Below are 20262 nucleotides of genomic sequence, written 5' to 3' on the forward strand. Positions count from 1 at the left end.
TCATGACATTTCTGAAAAAACTGATTGCGGCCCTGGCGTTGGTGCCGGCGCTGGCGCTGGCGAATGAGGGAGGTTTTTCGCTCGACCATGCTCCGGATCGCACGAAGGATCTGGCCGCGTTGCAAAATGGCGCCAAGCTTTTTGTGAATTACTGCTTGAACTGCCATGCTGCGTCCGCAATGCGTTACAACCGGCTGAAGGATATCGGCCTGACCGAAGATCAGATCAGGAACAACCTGCTCTTCGCTTCGGACAAGGTTGGTGATCTGATGAAGGTCGCGATGCAGCCCAAGGACGCCAAGGTATGGTTCGGTGCAGCACCGCCCGACCTGTCGGTCATCGCCCGTGCGAAGTCATCCGAAGCAGGAAGCGGCGCGGACTGGCTGTACACCTACCTGCGCACTTTCTACAAGGATGACTCCCGTCCGACCGGCTGGAACAACCTGGTTTTCCCGAACGTCGGCATGCCGCACGTGCTGTGGGAACTGCAGGGTATCAATAGCGCCAAATTCGTCGAGGAAAAAGATCCGCACGAGGCAGGTAAAACCATTCACAAGTTCGAAGGCTTCGAGCAAGTGAAGCCAGGAAAGATGACCAAGACCGAGTACGACAATGCGGTCGCCGATCTGGTCGCTTACCTGGAATGGATGGGTGAACCTGCGCAAAACACGCGCAAACGCTTGGGTGTCTGGGTCCTCTTGTACTTGGGTATCTTTGCCGTGCTCGCATGGCGCTTGAACGCTTCCTATTGGAAAGACGTTAAATAAAGTATTGCTCGCAGTTCTCTTGAACGGCGGGCGTTTGTTTCGGGGTGAGCCGTATGACGTCTCACCCCCTTTGTTTCTAAGGAACTGCATATGATGGTTCTCTATTCGGGCACGACCTGCCCATTTTCACAACGTTGCCGCCTGGTCCTGTTTGAAAAGGGCATGGACTTCGAAATTCGCGACGTCGACTTGTTCAACAAGCCGGAAGATATTTCGGTAATGAATCCGTATGGGCAAGTACCGATCCTGGTCGAGCGCGACCTGATTCTGTATGAATCCAACATCATCAATGAATATATCGACGAGCGTTTCCCGCATCCGCAACTGATGCCGGCTGATCCGCTCATGCGTGCCCGCGCACGATTGATGCTCTTTAACTTCGAGAAGGAATTGTTTATCCACGTGCATACGCTGGAAAACGATAAATCGAAGGGTTCGGAAAAGCTCCATGAAAAGGCTCGTGCGGAAATTCGTGATCGTCTGACGACGTTGGCCCCCTTGTTCATGAAGAACAAGTACATGCTCGGCGACGAATTCTCCATGCTCGACGTGGCAATCGCGCCGCTGCTGTGGCGCCTGGATCACTATGGAATCGAACTATCCAAGACCGCCGCGCCTCTGATGAAATATGCGGAGCGCATTTTCTCGCGTCCGGCCTACATTGAAGCATTGACGCCGTCCGAAAAGGTTATGCGCCGATAATCAGCGCCCCTTGTCGTGCATCTGCGCATTGTAGGAACAATGCGTGGGTGCCGTGACGGCAAATACATTCTGGCCAGAAATTATGTCTGAAATCTCGACCAAGCCCTATTTGCTGCGCGCTATTTATGAATGGTGCACCGACAATGGATACACTCCGTATCTCGCGGCGATGGTGGATGCCAATACGCGCGTGCCGCGCGAATTCGTGAAGAACGGAGAGATTGTTCTCAATATCAGCTTTACCGCGACAAGCGGCTTGAAGATGGAGAACGATTTCATTAATTTCCACGCGCGCTTTGGCGGTGTCGCGCGCGATATTTCTATTCCCGTGGAAAATGTTGTCGCCATCTATGCGCGCGAAAATGGACAGGGAATGGCATTCGAAGTCTCGCCGGTGCCTGCCCGCGAAGAAACCGACAGCGTGAGCGATGATATGGCAAAGGGGCCAGCGCTTGCGGCGGTTCCCGCAGCCGAGCAGGCTACTACCTCGTCGACAACGGACCCCGATGATAATGGAGGTCCGTCAAAAAAAGGCGGACGACCGACACTCACCCGGATCAAATAAAGTACAATACGGGTCGTTCAAGTTTTGCCGGCTTAGCTCATCTGGTAGAGCAGTTGATTTGTAATCATCAGGTGGCGGGTTCGAGTCCTGCAGCCGGCACCAATAAAAAAACCGCGATCTGATGATCGCGGTTTTTTCTTTCCGGCGCCGAAAGTGTGACGTATCTGCGGCAACGGCATGCAAGTTAGTCCGCAGGCTTCATTCCGCTCCAGCGCGACGCCAGCGTATGCGGGAGATCGAACAAATCCAGCACGCGTGCGATGGTATGGTCGACCATCTCTTCAATGGTTTGCGGACGCAGGTAGAAAGCGGGCAGCGGAGGAAAGACAATGCCGCCCATTTCAGTCACTGCGGTCATGTTGCGCAGGTGCGCCAGGTTCAGCGGCGTTTCGCGCACCATCAGCACGAGCCGTCGCCGCTCCTTGAGAACGACGTCCGCCGAGCGCGCGATCAGATTGTCCGACAAGCCGTGCGCGACCGATGCCAGCGTCTTCATCGAGCATGGCGCGATCACCATCCCCGCCGACTGAAACGAGCCGCTCGCAACCGAGGCGCCGACATCGCGCACATTGTGCACCACATCGGCGAGCGCTTCGATTTCCTTGCGGCTCATTTCCAATTCCTGATGCAGGTTGAGCACGCCGGCATCGGACACCATCAGATGCGTTTCCACCTCGCTCAGCTCGCGTAATACCTGCAACAGCCGTACGCCGTATACCGAGCCGGTGGCGCCGGTAATGGCAACGATCAGCCGCTTCGACGCTGGCATAGGTGGCACGAGCGTGGTTGCGAAATCGTGTTTGCTCAGGCCTTGAGCAGGTTTTGCAGTTCGCCGGATTCGAACATCTCGCTCATGATGTCGGCGCCGCCGATGAATTCACCCTTCACGTACAGCTGCGGAATGGTCGGCCAGTTGGAAAATTCCTTGATCCCCTGGCGCACTTCCGCGTCTTCCAGCACATTGACCGTGATGATGTTCTGCACGCCGCAGGCATTCAGAATCTGCACTGCACGACCGGAAAAGCCGCATTGCGGAAACTGGGCCGTGCCCTTCATGAACAGCACGACCGGGTGCTGGGTTACGGTTTCCTTGATCCAATTTTGTACGTCGCTCATGGCGTTACCTCTAAAAGTTCAGAACGCGTCCATTATATGGAAAAGCGGGCAGGGGTGCCCGACTCAGTTGCCAAATAATGCGGCAGGATGGGTGTCGGAGGGGAAAACGGCGAGGGGGAGCGCGCAGTCGCCCGCGCACTCCCCCTCGGGGGCGAGATCAGGCGGCCGGACTAGCCTTTGAGCTTCGCGAATGCCGCCGCCATTGCGCCGTTCACCGCGGGCTGGCGCGACTGCTGCTGGTGCTGCGCCATCCTGCGCGCATCGTTGCGGTCGGCGCGCTGTTCCGGGCGCGCGCCGGCCGGCGCGGGCGTATCGGACAGGCGCATCGTCAGTGCGATGCGGCGGCGCTTTTCATCGACTTCCAGCACCTTGACCTTGACCACCTGCCCAGCCTTGACGACGCTGTGCGGGTCGCGCACGAAGGTGTTGGACAGCGCGGAAATATGCACTAGGCCGTCCTGGTGCACGCCGATATCGACGAACGCGCCGAAGGCGGCGACATTGGTGACCACGCCTTCCAGGATCATGTCCGGGCGCAGGTCCTTGATGTCTTCCACGCCTTCCTTGAAGGTCGCGGTGGTGAACTCGGGACGAGGGTCGCGGCCCGGCTTTTCCAGTTCCTTGATGATGTCGGTGATGGTCGGCACGCCGAACCGCTCGTCGGCGTACTTTGCCGGGGTGAGCGCCTTCAGCGCCTTGCCGTCGCCGATCACGCTTTTCACATCCTTCTTGATGTCGGCCAGGATTTTTTCGACGACCGGATACGACTCGGGATGCACCGCGGAGGCGTCGAGCGGATTGTCGCCGTTCATGATGCGCAAGAAGCCGGCGGCCTGCTCGAAGGTCTTGTCGCCCAGTCGCGGCACCGCGCGCAGCTCGGCGCGCGACTTGAACATGCCTTTCATGTCGCGATAGTTGATGATGCTTTGCGCGACGCTCGAGCTCAGACCCGACACGCGCGCCAGCAGCGGCGCGGAAGCGGTGTTCACATCGACGCCGACCGCGTTCACGCAATCCTCGACCACCGCGTCGAGCGAGCGCGCCAGCTGCGTCTGGCCCACGTCGTGCTGGTACTGGCCCACGCCGATCGACTTCGGATCGATCTTCACCAGTTCGGCCAGCGGGTCCTGCAGGCGGCGTGCGATCGATACCGCGCCGCGCAGCGACACGTCCAGCTCCGGCAGCTCGCGCGAGGCGTATTCAGAGGCGGAATAGACCGACGCGCCAGCTTCCGACACAACGATCTTGGTGAGCTTCAATTCCGGATGCTGCTTGATCAAGTCTTGCGCCAGCTTGTCCGTTTCGCGCGAGGCGGTGCCGTTGCCGATCGAGATCAGAGCGATGTTGTGCTTGGCCGCCAGCAGCGCCAGCGTGTGGAGTGAGCCATGCCAATCGTTGCGCGGCTGGTGCGGGTAGATCGTCGCGGTGTCGACTACCTTGCCGGTCGCGTCCACCACCGCCACCTTGACGCCCGTGCGCAAGCCGGGGTCCAGCCCCATGGTGGCGCGCGGGCCGGCGGGCGCCGCCAGCAGCAAGTCCTTCAGGTTGCGCGCGAAAACGTTGATCGCTTCGGCTTCGGCGCGTTCGCGCAGGTTCGTCATCAGTTCGGTTTCGAGGTGCATGAACACCTTCACGCGCCAAGCCCAGCGCACGGTGTCCGCCAGCCATTTGTCCGACGGGCGGCCCTGGTTGGCGACGCCGAAGCGGGCGGCGATGCGGCCTTCGCACGGGTTGTGCGGCGCGTCCCATTTCGGCTTTTCTTCCTCGCTGTCCAGGCGCAGCGACACCGTCAGCACTTCCTCGCGGCGGCCGCGGAACAGGGCGAGCGCGCGGTGCGACGGAATGGTGCCGATGGTTTCCGAGTAATCGAAGTAGTCGGCGAACTTCGCGCCCGCGTCTTCCTTGCCTTCGACGACTTTCGACTCGACCACGCCGTGCTCGGTCATGTATTCGCGCAAGGCTTGCAGCAGCGTTGCGTCTTCGGCGAAGCGTTCCATCAGGATCTGGCGCGCGCCGTCGAGCGCCGCCTTGGCGTCGGGGACGCCCGGATTGTCGCCGTTGGCCGTGGTGAAGGCCGGCTTCAGGTATTTGGCCGCTTCTTCCTCGGGATTCAACGACGGATTCGCCAACAGCGCGTCGGCCAGTTCGGTCAACCCCGCTTCGGCCGCGATCTGCGCCTTGGTGCGGCGCTTCGGCTTGTACGGCAGATACAGGTCTTCCAGCCGGGTCTTGTCCTCGGCGTGCACGATGGCGTCGAGCAGCTCCGGCGTCATCTTGCCTTGCTCCTCGATCGACGCAATGATCGCGGCGCGCCGGTCTTCCAGCTCGCGCAGATAGCGCAGCCGCTCTTCCAGCAGGCGCAACTGGATATCGTCCAGCCCGCCGGTGGCTTCCTTGCGGTAGCGCGCGATAAACGGCACGGTGGCGCCTTCATCCAGCAGGGCGACGGCGGCGGTGACTTGCGCCGGCTTGGCGGCGAGTTCAACGGCTAGGCGTTGTTCGATCGATGGCAGCATGAGAAATCGGAATGAAGAAAATCAGGCGGATGATGATACGCAATTTATACGAAAGCGTCAGTCTTGACAGGGTGGATAACAGTTTTGTGCAGGCGTTACAGGCGGCCGCCGCTGACGCGCTCGATGCCGGCCAGATCTTTCCAGCTTTGCACATCCTGGAAGCCATGGGCGGCAAGCAGGCTGCGCACCGCGTGCGCCTGGTCGTAGCCATGCTCCATCAGCAGCCAGCCGCCGGGCACTAGGTTGCGCGGCGCACCGTCGACGATTTTGCGCAGCGCCGACAGTCCGTCGGCATGATCGGTGAGCGCGCCCACCGGCTCGAAACGCAGGTCGCCTTGCGACAGGTGCGGATCGCCCGCGACGATATATGGCGGATTGGAGACGATGATGTCGAATCGGCGTCCGGCCACGGCTTCGTACCAGTCGCTTTGCAGGAAATCCACATTCACGCCATGGCGCGCCGCGTTGCGCTGGGCAACGGCCAGCGCGCCTGCGCTGCTGTCGATCGCGGTGATTTGGGCTTCAGGCAAGGCGTAGGCGATGGCAATCGCTATCGCCCCGGAACCGGTGCCAAGATCGAGCACGCGTGCGTTGTCGGCAGCGCGTTCGAGCGCCAGCTCCACCAGCAATTCGGTTTCCGGCCGCGGTATCAGAACGTCCGTCGTGGTGTACAGCGTCAGGCCGTAGAATTCGCGCTCGCCCACGATATAGGCGATCGGTTCGCCGTCGAGCCGGCGCTGGAACAGCGCCGCGATCCGCGCGCATTCATCGGCGCCTAGCACGCGCTGCGACTGCGTAATGAGCTGCACGCGCGTCAGTTGCAGCGCATGGCCCAGCAGGATGCGCGCCTCGAGCGCGCTAAGCGGCGCGCCGCGCAGTGCATCGGCAATCGTGCTACCGGGCGCAATCGTGAAGGAGCGGGACGGAGGGAGCGTCGTGTCCGTCATGGCGGGGCTCGGCGCTATTTAGCGGCTTTGCCGCAGCGCCGCCCAGATCAGGGCCAGCGCAAATATCGAGAACCAGATCAGCGACCAGTTCGGCGTCTGCAGGCCGAGAATGGGCGCGTACTCTGTGCTGCACAGGCCGTCGGCCTTGAACACGTACGGCAGCAGCTCGGCAGTGGGGATCTTGTTGAGCGAGGTTTCCAGCGGATCGATGCCGCAGGAGACGTTGGGATGCGCCTTTACCCACAGGTGCCAGCTGGCCACACCCACGCCGGACAGGGCGACCAGCGCGCCCAGCGCCGCGCCGAGACGTGTCAAGGCGCGCGGCAGCGCCGCGAAAATGAAGCACACCAGCGCCAGGCCGACAAAGAGATAGCGCTGGATCACGCACAGCGGGCAGGGCAGCATGTTCTTCACATGTTGCAGGTAAAGCGCAAAGCCGACCAGCGAGAGCGCGATGATGCCGACGGCCAGTAACACGGGTTTGGATGTTTTCATTTTTTCCTGTTGATGATGGAGCATGGCCTTGGAGCCAAGTTGCAAGAAAAAGTTCCCTTTTTGCAATAGCGGCAGATTAACCCTCTTCGCCCAGTTGCGCCAGCAGTTCGGCCTGGTGTTCCGCCACCAGCGCATTGGTCAGTTCTTCCAGGTCGCCGTCCATGATGAAATCGAGCTTGTACAGTGTCAGATTGATGCGATGGTCGGTCATGCGGCCTTGCGGGAAGTTGTAGGTGCGGATGCGCTCGCTGCGGTCGCCCGAGCCGATCAGCGACTTGCGGGTGGCGGCTTCCTTGGCCTGCTGTTCGCGCAATTGAATGTCCTTGATACGCGCGGCCAGCACTTTCAGGGCGGATGCCTTGTTCTTGTGCTGGCTGCGGTCGTCCTGGCATTCGACCACGATACCGGTCGGGATATGCGTGATGCGCACCGCCGAGTCAGTCTTGTTGATGTGCTGGCCGCCGGCGCCGGATGCGCGGAAGGTGTCGATGCGGATATCGGCCGGGTTGATGTCGACGTCCTCCACCTCGTCGGCTTCCGGCATCACCGCCACCGTGCAGGCCGAGGTGTGGATGCGTCCCTGGGTTTCGGTGGCCGGCACGCGCTGCACGCGGTGGCCGCCCGACTCGAACTTCAGCTTGGAATAGGCGCCGAAGCCGATGATGCGCACGATGACTTCCTTGTAGCCGCCGATTTCCGACGGCGACTCCGACACCATCTCGACCTGCCAGCGGTTGCGTTCGGCGAAGCGCGTGTACATGCGCAGCAGGTCGCCCGCGAACAGCGCCGCTTCGTCGCCGCCGGTGCCGGCGCGGATTTCGAGATAAATGTTGCGCTCGTCGTTAGGATCTTTCGGCAGCAGCATCTTTTGCAGGTCGAGTTCGAGCTGCTCGATGCGTGCCTTGGCATCGGCGATCTCTTCCTGCGCCAGCTCTTTCATGTCGGGGTCGGACAGCATGTCCTGCGCCGCCTTGATGTCTTCGCCCGCCTTCACGTAGTCCCGGTACAGCGCGACCAGCGGGCCGAGCTCGGCATGTTCGCGCGTGAGCTTGCGATACTGTTCCATGTTGGCGGTAATGCCTTCCTGCATCAGCAGGTTGTTCACCTCTTCCAGCCGTTCGGTAAGCTGGTCGAGTTTGGCGAGCATTGATGGTTTCATATCGGTCCGGAAAGGTGAGATCGTGGCGGGCGTCGCGGCGTGAAGCCGCGACGCGGGCGCTTCCGCTGCGGGAAGCGTGGGAGAAGGACGCTAGCGCTTGGTGCGGAACAGTTGCGGCAGCAAGGCCGCGAGGCGCGCGCGTTCGTCGCCTTGTGCATTATGCAAGGCCTGTTGCGGGCCGTGCAGGAACTTGGCCGTGAGGCCCTTCGACAGCGCTTCCAGCACGATGTCGATGTCTTCGCCCTTGGCGAGCAGTTTCCTGGCGCGCTCCAGTTCGGCCATGCGCACGGCTTCGCTGGTTTCGCGCAATTCCTGGATTACCGGCACCACGGCGCGGCTGTCGATCCAGTGCATGAAGGATTGCACGCGTGTTTCGATGATCGCTTCGGCTTGCGCGACCGCCGCCTGCCGGTTTTCCAGACCGGTCTGTACCGCCGCGCCGAGGTCGTCGACGGTGTACAGGAAGACGTCGTCGAGCCGGCCGACTTCCGATTCGATATCGCGCGGCACGGCGATGTCGACCATGAACATCGGCTTGTGGCGGCGCGCCTTGATGGCGCGCTCGACCATGCCTAGGCCGATAATGGGCAGCGACGATGCCGTGCAGGAGACGACGATGTCGTATTTCGCCAGCTGGTCCGGCAGTTCCGCCAGCCGGATCGCGTGGCCGTTGAAGCGGTGCGCCAGCGCCTCGCCGCGTTCCAGCGTGCGGTTGGCGATGGTCAGCGTCTTCGGATTCTGCGCCGCGAAGTGGGTGGCGCACAGCTCGATCATTTCGCCCGCACCGATGAACAGCACGTTCTGATGCGAGATCTTGTCGAAGATGCGCTGCGCCAGCCGCACGGCCGCCGCAGCCATCGACACGCTGTGCGCGCCGATTTCGGTGGTGGTTCGCACCTCTTTCGCGACGGCGAAGGTGCGCTGGAACATCTGATGCAGGTAGGTACCGAGTCCGCCGGCGGCTTCCGCCTGGCGCACCGCATCCTTCATCTGGCCGAGGATCTGCGGCTCGCCCAGCACCATGGAGTCGAGCCCGGACGCGACGCGGAAGGCGTGGCGTACCGCGTTTTCCTGCGGCAGCGTATACAGGTAGGGACGCAGCTCCGCGTAGGGCAGGCTGTGGTATTGCGCGAGGAAATGCGCGGTAGAATCGATTGCCGCCTCGACGCCGCCCGGAATGTGGTTTGCAGCGTACAGCTCGGTGCGGTTGCAAGTGGATAGGATCGCCGCTTCGTCGCTGGCGAGGCTGGATGCGCCGCGGCCGAACCAGGCACGGGCCGATGCCACGGCCTGACCAATCTGGTCCGCGGGAAAGGCCACCTTTTCGCGCAGGGATACGGGCGCAGTGGTGTGGTTGAGGCCAACGGCTAGAAGCTGCATTCGGATATCGATCTATTCCGGGATTTCAACAGGGTATTATACGCTTGTTGCTGAAACGCATGAGCAAGGTGTCGCCGTTATCAAAACGGCACGTCGCCCGCTTGCGCTCCGCATGCGAAAGCTTCGAGTGTGTTCCGCGCAACAGGTTCATCTGGCCAACTGTTCCAGCCGATAGCCGAAGCTGTAGACCGGGGCCAGCCGAAAGCCGTTTTCCGGGCGCAGGCCAAGCTTGCTGCGCACCCGGGATACGTGCGTGTCCACGGTGCGCGACGGAACATCGGCGTCGCGCGACCAGACGTTTTCCTGGATATAGGCGCGAGATAGCGGCCGGCCAAGATTGCGGAAAAACAGCAAGGCAAGCGCGAATTCCTTTTGCGTCAACTCGACCGCCGCCTCGTTAATTGTCAGGCGGCAGGTGGGGACATCGAATGCATAGCTGCCGAAGTGGATGACGGTATCCGCTTGCTGCTGGGGGTAGGCGCGCCTGATCAGTGTTTGCACGCGCATGGCCAGTTCGCCGCGGCGCAGCGGTTTCACTTGATAATCGGTGGCGCCGGCGGCCAGCGCGGCGGGCAGGCCGTCATCCTCGGTGCGCCCGACAAGTAGCAATATCGGCAGCGCGGGGCGATGGTCATGTATGGCGCGGATCACATCCAGCGTTGAAGGGAGATGCGCCTGCCAGTCGATAATGAACAGGTCGGCATCTGCATGCTGCATTGGATCGAGCCCGTCCGGGCTGCCGGCACGCGGCATGCAGGCGTGGCCTGCCGTTGCGAGCACTTGGCGTACCAGTTCGGCTTGCGCCGGGTCGTTGTCAATGACGGCAATTCTCATGGACCAGTTCGATGAATGGGGTGATCGATTTTCCGCATATTATCGCTGCACCGGGGCTACAATCGGGATTGCCTGAACCATCACACCGTTTTCCGGCCATGCACATGAATCCGTTTAGCGCGTTCGGCAAGCGATCCAGGGACGACTGGACTCTGGTTCCATCCACCGAGAAGGACATCGAGGCTGTGCGCACGAAATGCCGGCGTCTTGTGACGCGGCGCGCGGCCGTGTCGGCCGGCATGTCCGCCGTGCCGATTCCCGGCCTCGATCTCGCGGCCGACCTCGGCCTGCTGATGAGACTGATCGAGGAAATCAATGTCGAATTCGGGCTCACGCCCGAACAGATCCAACGGCTGCAGCCGAAAACCAGGGTGCTCGTCTACGAAGTTGTCGCCGGCATGGGAAGCGTGCTGGTCGGAAAACTCGTCACGCGCGAACTGGTGGCGCATTTGCTCAAGCGCGCCGGTATGAAGGCGATGGTGAAGTACAGCGCGAAGATCGTTCCGGTCGCCGGACAGATCGCGTCGGCCACGCTCGGTTTCGCCGCATTCCGGGTGATCGGCTATCAGCACGTGGAGGCTTGTGCCAAGGTGGCGCGCGAACTGATGGTGCTCGGCGCAACGCCGGCGCATTGAATGCCCGAAATGAAATCCGGCCCTCGGGGCCGCCGCAACGCTAGTTGATATCCCGATTGTCGTTTGCGTACGACGGGCAGCCATCCTGCCCCCATTTCCCGTTACAGGCTTGCCACTTGCATTGTTCGCGGCGGAAGAAACTGCCGAGTTCTTGGCATTGCGCGTACCGGTTCTGCATGCCGGTTAACTGGCCCGCCTGCGCACTGTTTTGTGCCAGGAGGGGCTGGTCTTCCGGCTGCTTGTGCTGTGACTTGGCAACGCTGGCCGACGGTTTTTTCTGCGTGCCGTCCGCCAGCGGTTGCGGCGCATGCCGGGTGGGCGCCTGGACCAGTTTCTTGTCGGTTTCCGGCTTGCTTGCGCTAGGGGCGACATGAGGCGGGCGTTTTGCTGCCACCTTCATTTTCGGCGGCGGGGCAGTTTTTTCGGATGTTTCGGCCAGGGCCTTAACCGGCGGGGTAGTTACCGCGGCCGGTCCCACTTGCATATCGTATCGATTGGGCTTGAGCGCGCCGAGCGAGAGTACTACGACCGCCGTCAGGCAAAGGCTGATCAGGATTGCCTTGGCGGAGCTGGGAAGGCCGCGTTTCGCCGCCGGGGATGTTGCTGCTGCGCTGGGCGACGGGATGAGCGCCAAGGCGCTTGATTTGCTGCCGCCCTGCGCATCATGTCCGTTGGCGACGACGGCGGGCAGGTGGCAAGAAGTACTTGCGTGTGCATCGCCAGGCTGCGTATCCGGCGCATGTTCCTCGTGATGCGGCTCTGCCGAACTGCGGTGATGCTCCGGCTGATGCTGCCGCTGCGATTTTCTTGTCCGTTTGGACTGCGCCATGATGCTTCCTTGAGAATGCACTTGCCTATAACAAGGCTATGACGTGCCACAAGGAAACTTAGTTCCGCGCAGGAAACAATTTGGCGGCGACCAGGGAATGCGCGATGCGAAAAGAAAAAGGGCCTAGCCGAAGCTAAGCCCTTGATTCTGGTGGCCTGGGGCGGAATCGAACCACCGACACAAGGATTTTCAATCCTCTGCTCTACCAACTGAGCTACCGGGCCAAGACGCGCAAGTATAGCAAGCCTGTTGAAATATGCAAGTCTTGTATGCAATCAAAGAAAACATAACCGCTATAATGGCCTGCACTGTTCGCTTTTCCCCACAGGGTTCCCGCATTATGCAATTCCAAAGCAATATTTGCGTCATTGGCAATGGCGCCGTCGGCAAGGCCGCCGCGCTGGCCTTTGCTCAGGCCGGATTGAGCGTGACCTTGCTCAGCCCGGCGGCCACGCCGCTCGACGCGCAGGCATCGTGGGACGTGCGCGTCTACGCGCTCAACCATACCGCGCATGACTTGCTCACGTCGCTCAGGGTCTGGGACGCGCTCGATGCTACCCGAGTGGCGCCGGTCGATGCCATGGACATCAAGGGCGACGGCGCGCAGGCCGGGCAGCTGGGATTCGACGCCTACGGCGCGCGTACCGGCGCGTTGGCGTGGATCGTGGAAGACCGGAACTTGAACGCCGCCATGGATGCGGCGCTCAAGTTCGCGCCGAACATGCGCGTGGTCACTGGCCGCGCGGTCGGGCTTGAGGCGGATGCGCAGGCGGCGAGGGTGCGGCTCGACAATGGCGATGTGATCGAAGCGTCGCTCGTGGTGGGCGCAGATGGCGCGCAGTCGTGGGTGCGCGGCCAGTGCGAAATCGGTATCGATTACCGCTCTTACGGGCAGCGCGGCGTGGTCAGCAATTTCGAATGCGACAAGCCGCACCACGGCGTGGCGTATCAATGGTTCACCTCTTCCGACGGCATCATCGCGCTGCTGCCCCTGCCGGGACAGCGCGTTTCCCTGGTCTGGTCGGCGCCGGAGCCGCTGGCCGACACGCTGCTGCGCGAGCCGCTGACGCAACTGGCGCAGCGCCTGTCGGATTTGCCCGGGCATCAGCTGGGCCAGTTGCGTCCGCTGCAGCCTGAGCTGGTCAAGGCTTTTCCGCTGACGCTGCTGCGTACGCATTCCCTGGTGGCGCCGCGCGTGGCCCTGGTGGGCGACGCCGCGCATGTCGTGCATCCGCTGGCCGGACACGGCATGAACCTCGGTTTCGGCGACGTGGCGGGACTGGTCAAGGCGGTGATCGAGCGCGAGGCGCACCGCGATTGCGGCGACGAGCGGGTGCTGGCGCGGTATGCACGCGCGCGCAAGGAAGACATCCTGCTGATGCAGTTGGCGACCGATGGGCTGGAACGCTTGTTCTCCGTCAATTTCGAGCCCTTGCGCGTGGCGCGTAATATAGGATTGAACTTGGTAAATAAATTACCGGTCATAAAGCGGCACCTGATTTCCCATGCACTGGGACGCCGGTCATAACACTGCAGGAAAGAATGACAGACATGAACAAACCGATCCAATTTTTGGCATCCGCGCTGCTGGCGCTGGCTGCAGCAACAGCGCTGGCCGATCCGGCGCAGGACGCCGCGATCAAAAAAGCGATCGAGCCGCGCCTGGGCGAGGATGTCAAGATCGATTCCATTACCAAGACGCCGTACGCCGGCTTGTACGAGCTACGCATCGGCGGCGACATCCTGTACACCGATGCCAAGGGCGAGTATCTGTTCGTCGGGCGCGTGATCGATACCAAGACCATGGCGGATCAGACCAAGGCACGCCTGGACGAGATCAACAAGATCAAGTTTTCCGACCTGCCGCTTGATGCCGCCCTCAAGACCGTGAAAGGCAATGGCAAGCGCGTCATCGCCGTCTTCGAAGATCCCAACTGCGGCTACTGCAAGCGCTTCCGCCATACGCTGACCGAGATGGACAACGTGACGGTCTATACCTTCATGTACAACATCCTGTCGCCGGATTCGGCGACGAAGTCGCGCGACATCTGGTGTTCGGCCGACCGGGCGAAGGCATGGGATGAGTGGATGTTGAAAGGCAAGGCCGCTGCTGGCGCGCCAGCCAATTGCACCGCGCCCAACGACAAGATCCTGGCACTCGGCCAGAAATTGAAGGTGACCGGTACGCCGACCATTTTCTTTACGGATGGCACGCGCATTCCCGGCGCGGTCGATGCCAAGGCGCTCGAAGCCAAGTTCGCATCGATCAAGTAAGCCGCTCGCTCCCGCGAGCCTGATGACGCGTCTCCTGCAAAGGCGGCGCGTCATTTTCATATCAAGACGTCATGTTTCGTCGCGAACTATAATCGAAGCTCCTTTTCCGGAGGCCATTCATGTTCGCTGCGATTCTGCTCACTAAAAAAGACGACGGCACGACTGACGCCAGGCTGGCGCAACTCGATGATGCACAGCTGCCGCCGGAAGGCGACGTCACTGTCCGTATCGACTATTCCACCATCAATTACAAGGATGCGCTGGCCATCACCGGCAAGTCCCCGGTGGTGCGCAAGTGGCCGATGGTGCCGGGCATCGACGGCGCCGGCGAGGTGATCGCCTCCTCGCATCCCGCCTGGAAGGCGGGCGACGCATTCGTGCTCAATGGTTGGGGCGTGGGCGAAATGCACATGGGCTGCCTTGCGCAGCGCGCAAAACTCAAGGGAGACTGGCTGATTCCGCTGCCGCAAGGCATGCCGGCCAAAAGCGCGATGGCCATCGGCACGGCCGGCTATACCGCGATGCTGTGCGCAATGGCGCTGCAGGAGCAAGGCGTGACCAGCGATGACGGCGACATTCTCGTTACCGGCGCGTCGGGCGGCGTGGGTAGTGTCGCGATCGCCATTCTGGCGCGTCGTGGCTATCGCGTCGTGGCTTCCACCGGCAAGCCGGAAGAAGCGGATTACCTGAAGGCGCTCGGCGCGGCCGAGGTGATCGACCGTGCCGAACTGTCGGCGCCTGGCAAGCCGCTGCAAAAGGAGCGCTGGGCCGGCGTGGTTGACGCCGTCGGCTCGCACACGCTGGCCAACGCGCTGGCGCAGACCCGTTACGGCGGCGCGGTCGCCGCATGCGGACTGGCGCAGGGCATGGACTTGCCGGCATCGGTCGCCCCCTTCATCCTGCGCGGCGTGAAGCTGATCGGTATCGACAGCGTGATGGCGCCAAAGGAGAGGCGGCTGGCTGCCTGGCGCAACCTTGCCGCCGAGCTGGATGCCTCCGCGCTGGCGCAAATCACGCAGGAAATCGCGCTCGCCGAAGCCATCGCCAAGGCGCAAGACCTCCTGGCGGGCAAGGTGCGCGGGCGACTGGTCGTCGATGTCAACCGCTGAAAGCGCCGCCCGGCGCAACATGCCTTGGCCGGCATACCGATATCATCAATAAAAAGGCAATGCCCCCAATCCGACAGGAGGAGACAGACATGGTGACACTTCACATCAACGGCAAGGACATGCAGGTTGACGCCGATCCGGCCACGCCGCTTCTGTGGGCGCTGCGCGACAACCTGAACATGACAGGCACCAAATTCGGCTGCGGCGCGGCATTGTGCGGCGCCTGCACCGTGCATCTGAACGGCGAGCCCGTGCGCTCCTGCGTCACGCCGATTTCAGCCGCCGCCGGCCAAAAGATCACGACCATCGAGGCGATCGAGGACGATCTGGTCGGCAAGGCGGTGCAGCAGGCTTGGCTTAGGCACGACGTGCCGCAGTGCGGCTATTGCCAGAGCGGGCAGGTAATGAGCGCCACCGCGCTGCTCAAAGCCAGAAAAAATCCGACCGATGCCGACATCGACGCCGCCATGAGCGGCAATCTCTGCCGCTGCGGGACGTACCAGCGCATCCGCGCCGCGATCAAGGACGCTGCGCAAAGCCTGGCCTGATGCGGCTGGCGATGACAGTTTTTCATCCGGCTTTGTCATGAACAACACCGGCAATTCCCCGGTGACCGGCATCCTGCTGGCTGCAGGGCGCGGCTCCCGCTTCGATGCCAGCGGCCGGCAAGACAAGCTATTGCATATGCTTCCGACTGGCGACACCGTGGTTGCAGCGAGCGCGAAAAAGATGCTGGCGGTGCTGCCTAGGGTGGTCGCTGTGGTGCGGCCGCAGGCGGAAGACGTTGCGGCTTGCCTGCGCGCGCTGGGTTGCGAGGTCACGGAGTGCGCGCAGGCCGGGCAGGGCATGGGCGCGTCGCTCGTTCACGCGCTCGCGCATGCCTCCGACGCGGCTGGCTGGCTGATCGCGCTGGGCGACATGCCGTTCGTGCAAAGGGAAACGCTGCAAGCGCTGGCCACCCGGCTGGCGCAGGAGGGCGGCATCGTCGCGCCGGCATACCTCGGCCGGCGCGGCAACCCGGTCGGCTTTGGACGGCAGTATTTGCCGCAATTGCTGACACTGGGAGGCGACCAGGGCGCGCGTCGCCTGCTGCAGACATATCCAGTCACTGACATCGCGGTCGACGACCCGGGTGTGACGCTGGACATCGATACCCCGGCGGACGTGGAGGCGCAATATCGGACATGACGATGCGATCCGCTACACTATAGCTTTTGCAATCCGGCAAGTTTTTCGGACGAAGCCGATCCTGTGCGCGCCTGCCCATGAATAAACATTTCCTGAACAAACGCCTCGCCCATCTGCTCGGCTTTCTCGGCCTGGTCCCTTTCGTGCTGCTTACGCTCGCTTGCTGGCTGGTGCATCCCAGCTGGCTGGGCGATTTCATCAAGGGGCAGTTGGCTTACGGTATCGCCATCCTTTCCTTTCTGGGTGGCATGCATTGGGGGGCGACGATGGTGTCGGGCGACTTGTCCGTAGAACAAACCAAGCGGGCGCTGGTCTGGAGTGTCATGCCGGCGCTGATTGCATGGCTGGCGACGATGGTCGGCGGCTTCGGCTTCGCGGTGCTGATGGCCGGCTTCATCGTCGCCTATCAGGTCGACAAGCACCTGTTTGCGTGGTACCGCATGCCGGACTGGCTGCTCCGCTTGCGCTTTAACCTGACCTGCGTGGCGGTCGGCGCATTGGCGCTGACGGTGACGGCCGCGAATGTAAGGGGCTGATCGCGCCACTTTTTGGACGGACCGAGAATGAAAAACGCGCTTCACTACACCATTGTCCCCAAGGACCCCGCCGCCCACCTGTTCGAGGTCACGCTCACTGTCGAGGCGCCCGATCCCGACGGCCAGGTGTTCGCCCTGCCGGCCTGGATCCCAGGCAGCTACATGATCCGCGAATTCGCCCGCAACATCGTGCGCCTTAGTGCGCAATCGGACGGCGCCAAGGTCTCTCTCAAGAAGCTCGACAAGCATCGCTGGCAGGCCGCACCCTGTACGCGCCGCCTGGTGCTTACCTATGAAGTCTACGCGTGGGACTTGTCGGTGCGCGCAGCCCACCTCGACCAGACGCATGGCTTCTTCAACGGCACCAGCGTCTTCTTGCGGGTACAGGGGCAGGATCATCTGCCGCACGTGGTCGATATCCAGCGCCCCGACGGCGACGTCTACAAGGCATGGCGCGTGGCCACCGCTTTGCCGGAGCTGAAGGCACGGCGCTACGGCTTTGGCACCTATGTCGCCGCCGACTATGACGAGCTGATCGACCATCCGGTCGAGATGGGCGCGTTCGAGCTGGCCACCTTCAAGGCGCACGGCGTGCCGCACGATATCGTGATCACGGGGCGCGTGCCGAACCTGGACATGGCGCGTCTGTGCGCCGACTTGAAAAAGGTGTGCGAGGCGCAGATCGCGCTGTTCGAGCCGAAGACCAAGCGCGCGCCGATGGCGCGCTACGTGTTCATGACCATGGTGGTGGGCGACGGCTACGGCGGGCTGGAGCATCGCGCTTCGACCGCGCTGATCTGCTCGCGCGCCGACCTGCCGGTGCAGGGACAGAAGGAGATGAGCGACGGCTACCGCGGCTATCTCGGGTTGTGCAGCCACGAATACTTCCACACCTGGAACGTCAAGCGCATCAAGCCGGCGACCTTCGCGCCGTACGACCTGCAGCTGGAAGGCTATACCTCGCTGCTGTGGCTGTTCGAGGGCTTCACTAGTTATTACGACGACCTGATGCTGGTGCGTAGCGGCGTGATCGACGAAGCGGCGTATTTCAAGCTGGTTGCCAAGACCATCAACGGCGTGTTGCGTGGCAGCGGGCGCACCAAGCAGAGCGTGGCCGAGTCGAGCTTCGACGCCTGGGTAAAGTACTACCGTCAGGACGAGAATGCGCCCAACGCCATCGTCAGCTACTACACCAAGGGTTCGCTGATCGGCCTGGCGCTCGACCTGACCATCCGCGAGCAGACCAACGGGAAAAGGTCGCTCGACGACGTAATGCGCGCGCTGTGGCAGCGCTACGGCCGCGATTTCTATGCCGGACCGGAGCATGGCACCGGCGTGTCCGAAACGGAAGTGGAAGCGATCTTCGACGAAGTGACCGGCCTGAAACTGAAGCGCTTCTTCGACCGCTACGTGCGCGGCACCGATGATCCGCCGTTCGACAAGCTGCTCGCCGGCTTCGGCGTTACCTTCGCCGACAAGCGCAAGGATGCCAAGCCGGGCCTGGGCATGCGCACTACGCGCGAGGGCAACGACTGCAAGCTTGCCAATGTGTATGAAGGCGGGGCCGCGCATCAAGCCGGCATGTCGGCCGGCGACGTGCTCATCGCGCTCGATGGCTTGCGCATTTCCGCGAATAACCTCGATACCCTGTTGTCGCGCTACCGTGCGGGGGATACGGTGACGCTGCACGCATTCCGCCGCGATGAATTGATGGTGTTTTCAGTAACATTGACCCAGGGCGAGGCTCCCCAGATCAGCCTCGCGGCCGAGGCCAAGCCGGTCGCATCGGCACGCAAGCGCGGCCAGTGGCTGGCGCTCAAGAAAGGCGGATAGCCGTTTCATGGCATGGGCCTTGCAAACATCATCGCCAGCAAGCCGGCCTTGCACCGGGGCCGGTGTCACGATGACCGCGAAGGAGCGACGATGATGCGAATTGCAGACAACCTGATGGGAAAGGTATTGAGTTCAGGAGCCATTGCCGGCCTCACGACGGCGCTGGCTGCCAGCTTGGCCGGAAAGCGTGAAGCAGGATCCTACGCGGCGCCGCTGAACGCAATCAGCCATGCATTCTGGGGCAACGAAGCCGCGCAGCATGACGAGGCATCGGCAAAATATACATTGACTGGCTTGGCGACCAATGTGGCCTCGGCGACATTTTGGGCCGCCATCTACGAAAAACTGTTTGGGCAGCAATCCGGTGCCGGGCAATCGCTGCTCAAGCCCGTGCTGGGGGCGGTGGCCGTGACGGCCGGCGCTTATGTCACCGATTACTATCTGGTGCCCAAGCGCCTGACCCCCGGGTTCGAATTGCGTCTTTCCGGCAAATCACTGGCGGCGATTTACGGCGCGCTTGCGGTGGGCTTGGCCGCGCGCGGCCTGATCAGCCGCCGCAGCCCGGCTTGATTCAACCGAACAGGCGCTGCAGTTCGACGCCCGGTTCGGGCGCGCGCATGAAGGCTTCGCCGACCAGGAAGGCGTGTACGTCGGCATCGCGCATCGTTTTCACGTCGTCCGGCGTCAAGATGCCGGACTCGGTGACGACCAGCTTATCCGCCGGGATGCGCGGCAGCAGGCCGATCGTAGTTTGCAGGGATGTCTCAAAAGTGCGCAGGTTGCGGTTGTTAATGCCCAGCAGCGGCGTCTTCAGCTTCAGCGCCGCGGTCAACTCGTCGGCGTCATGCACCTCGACCAGCACGCTCATGCCGAGTTCGAGTGCGCAGGCTTCCAGCTCCGCCATCAAGCCATGCTCAAGCGCGGCGACGATCAGCAGGATGCAGTCCGCACCCCACGACCGCGCCTCGTAGACCTGGTACATGTCGACGATGAAATCCTTGCGCAACACTGGGATCTCGCAGGCAGCGCGCGCCTGCTTCAGGTAGTCGGGCGCGCCCTGGAAGAATTGCACGTCGGTCAGCACCGACAGGCAAGCCGCGCCGTGTTTCGCATAACTTTGCGCGATCTGCGCCGGCTGGAAGTCTTCCCGCAGGATGCCCTTGGAGGGCGATGCTTTCTTGACTTCCGCGATCACGCCGGCCTGGCCGGCGGCGATCTTGCCGCGCAGGCTGGCTTCGAAGCCGCGCAGGTCCGCGCGCAATGCGCTGTCGGTTTCCACTGCGCGCCGCAGGCTGGCGAGATCACGTTGCTTCTTCGCCGCGGCGACTTCATAGGCCTTGACGTCGAGGATTTTTTTCAGGATATCGGACATGATGG

At 62.2% G+C, this 20262-nt stretch carries 22 protein-coding genes and 2 tRNA genes; 13 read left to right on the plus strand and 11 right to left on the minus strand.

Annotated elements, in window-relative coordinates:
- Positions 1–2 precede the first annotated feature (2 nt).
- From FAY22_RS21120 to FAY22_RS21135, 4 genes are all read left to right on the plus strand, one after another.
- Positions 3–767 carry a cytochrome c1 gene (locus tag FAY22_RS21120; RefSeq protein ID WP_146332814.1) on the plus strand — a complete coding sequence of 255 codons (765 nt, stop codon included), beginning with the start codon at positions 3–5 and terminating at the stop codon, positions 765–767.
- A gap of 90 nt (positions 768–857) precedes the next feature.
- Positions 858–1469, plus strand: coding sequence for a glutathione S-transferase N-terminal domain-containing protein (locus tag FAY22_RS21125; RefSeq protein WP_146332816.1), 612 nt, complete (start codon positions 858–860; stop codon positions 1467–1469).
- 82 nt (positions 1470–1551) lie between these two features.
- On the plus strand, positions 1552–2034 hold the full coding sequence (locus FAY22_RS21130) for a ClpXP protease specificity-enhancing factor (protein WP_146333570.1): 483 nt from the start codon (positions 1552–1554) through the stop codon (positions 2032–2034).
- Positions 2035–2060: 26 nt separating this feature from the next.
- A tRNA-Thr gene (locus FAY22_RS21135) sits at positions 2061–2136 on the plus strand.
- An 82-nt stretch (positions 2137–2218) separates the two neighbouring features.
- Here FAY22_RS21135 and FAY22_RS21140 read toward each other — a convergent pair.
- The 8 genes from FAY22_RS21140 to FAY22_RS21175 all read right to left on the minus strand — a co-directional run bounded on the left by FAY22_RS21140 (position 2219) and on the right by FAY22_RS21175 (position 10481).
- On the minus strand, positions 2219–2803 hold the full coding sequence (locus FAY22_RS21140) for a UbiX family flavin prenyltransferase (protein ID WP_146332818.1): 585 nt from the start codon (positions 2801–2803) through the stop codon (positions 2219–2221).
- Between the two features lie 35 nt (positions 2804–2838).
- The gene (gene grxD, locus FAY22_RS21145) at positions 2839–3150 is read right to left on the minus strand and encodes a Grx4 family monothiol glutaredoxin (protein WP_146332820.1); all 312 of its coding nucleotides are present in this window, start codon (positions 3148–3150) and stop codon (positions 2839–2841) included.
- A gap of 170 nt (positions 3151–3320) precedes the next feature.
- Entirely contained in the window at positions 3321–5666 is a 2346-nt protein-coding gene (locus FAY22_RS21150) for a Tex family protein (RefSeq protein ID WP_146332822.1), read from the minus strand.
- A gap of 95 nt (positions 5667–5761) precedes the next feature.
- Entirely contained in the window at positions 5762–6613 is an 852-nt protein-coding gene (gene prmC / locus FAY22_RS21155) for a peptide chain release factor N(5)-glutamine methyltransferase (protein ID WP_146332824.1), read from the minus strand.
- Between the two features lie 18 nt (positions 6614–6631).
- Entirely contained in the window at positions 6632–7108 is a 477-nt protein-coding gene (locus FAY22_RS21160) for a disulfide bond formation protein B (RefSeq protein WP_146332826.1), read from the minus strand.
- 76 nt (positions 7109–7184) lie between these two features.
- A complete protein-coding gene (prfA, locus tag FAY22_RS21165; RefSeq protein WP_146332828.1) occupies positions 7185–8267 on the minus strand; it encodes a peptide chain release factor 1 in 1083 nt (360 codons plus the stop codon).
- Between the two features lie 90 nt (positions 8268–8357).
- Complete coding sequence (gene hemA, locus FAY22_RS21170) at positions 8358–9647, minus strand: glutamyl-tRNA reductase (protein ID WP_146332830.1); 1290 nt, start codon at positions 9645–9647, stop codon at positions 8358–8360.
- Positions 9648–9794: 147 nt separating this feature from the next.
- Complete coding sequence (locus tag FAY22_RS21175) at positions 9795–10481, minus strand: response regulator transcription factor (protein ID WP_146332832.1); 687 nt, start codon at positions 10479–10481, stop codon at positions 9795–9797.
- A gap of 104 nt (positions 10482–10585) precedes the next feature.
- Here FAY22_RS21175 and FAY22_RS21180 point away from each other — a divergent pair, with 104 nt between their 5' ends.
- The gene (locus FAY22_RS21180; protein WP_146332834.1) at positions 10586–11116 is read left to right on the plus strand and encodes a hypothetical protein; all 531 of its coding nucleotides are present in this window, start codon (positions 10586–10588) and stop codon (positions 11114–11116) included.
- A gap of 40 nt (positions 11117–11156) precedes the next feature.
- Here the strand turns inward: FAY22_RS21180 and FAY22_RS21185 are convergent, their stop codons facing one another.
- Positions 11157–11750: a hypothetical protein gene (locus FAY22_RS21185; protein ID WP_146332836.1), complete on the minus strand. Its 594-nt coding sequence runs from the start codon at positions 11748–11750 to the stop codon at positions 11157–11159.
- A gap of 343 nt (positions 11751–12093) precedes the next feature.
- Positions 12094–12169, minus strand: a tRNA-Phe gene (locus FAY22_RS21190).
- A 116-nt stretch (positions 12170–12285) separates the two neighbouring features.
- On the opposite strand from FAY22_RS21190, the gene FAY22_RS21195 reads away from it, so the two are divergent.
- The 8 genes from FAY22_RS21195 (at position 12286) to FAY22_RS21230 (ending at position 19455) form a co-directional block, all read left to right on the plus strand.
- On the plus strand, positions 12286–13473 hold the full coding sequence (locus FAY22_RS21195) for a UbiH/UbiF family hydroxylase (RefSeq protein ID WP_146332838.1): 1188 nt from the start codon (positions 12286–12288) through the stop codon (positions 13471–13473).
- A 23-nt stretch (positions 13474–13496) separates the two neighbouring features.
- Positions 13497–14219 (plus strand): DsbC family protein, encoded by a 723-nt coding sequence (locus FAY22_RS21200; protein ID WP_246860596.1) that lies wholly within the window; start codon positions 13497–13499, stop codon positions 14217–14219.
- Between the two features lie 119 nt (positions 14220–14338).
- Entirely contained in the window at positions 14339–15328 is a 990-nt protein-coding gene (locus tag FAY22_RS21205) for an MDR family oxidoreductase (protein WP_146332842.1), read from the plus strand.
- An 89-nt stretch (positions 15329–15417) separates the two neighbouring features.
- Positions 15418–15876 carry a (2Fe-2S)-binding protein gene (locus tag FAY22_RS21210; protein WP_146332844.1) on the plus strand — a complete coding sequence of 153 codons (459 nt, stop codon included), beginning with the start codon at positions 15418–15420 and terminating at the stop codon, positions 15874–15876.
- A gap of 37 nt (positions 15877–15913) precedes the next feature.
- A complete protein-coding gene (locus FAY22_RS21215) occupies positions 15914–16516 on the plus strand; it encodes an NTP transferase domain-containing protein (protein WP_146332846.1) in 603 nt (200 codons plus the stop codon).
- A gap of 77 nt (positions 16517–16593) precedes the next feature.
- Positions 16594–17052 carry a DUF3429 domain-containing protein gene (locus FAY22_RS21220; protein WP_146332848.1) on the plus strand — a complete coding sequence of 153 codons (459 nt, stop codon included), beginning with the start codon at positions 16594–16596 and terminating at the stop codon, positions 17050–17052.
- A gap of 27 nt (positions 17053–17079) precedes the next feature.
- Complete coding sequence (locus tag FAY22_RS21225) at positions 17080–18885, plus strand: M61 family metallopeptidase (RefSeq protein ID WP_146332850.1); 1806 nt, start codon at positions 17080–17082, stop codon at positions 18883–18885.
- A gap of 90 nt (positions 18886–18975) precedes the next feature.
- The gene (locus FAY22_RS21230; RefSeq protein WP_246860597.1) at positions 18976–19455 is read left to right on the plus strand and encodes a hypothetical protein; all 480 of its coding nucleotides are present in this window, start codon (positions 18976–18978) and stop codon (positions 19453–19455) included.
- A 1-nt stretch (position 19456) separates the two neighbouring features.
- Here the strand turns inward: FAY22_RS21230 and trpC are convergent, their stop codons facing one another.
- A complete protein-coding gene (gene trpC / locus FAY22_RS21235) occupies positions 19457–20257 on the minus strand; it encodes an indole-3-glycerol phosphate synthase TrpC (protein WP_146332852.1) in 801 nt (266 codons plus the stop codon).
- Positions 20258–20262: the final 5 nt, after the last annotated feature.

Origin of the sequence: Noviherbaspirillum sp. UKPF54, assembly GCF_007874125.1 — a bacterium.
Taxonomy (GTDB): Bacteria; Pseudomonadota; Gammaproteobacteria; order Burkholderiales; family Burkholderiaceae_D; genus Noviherbaspirillum.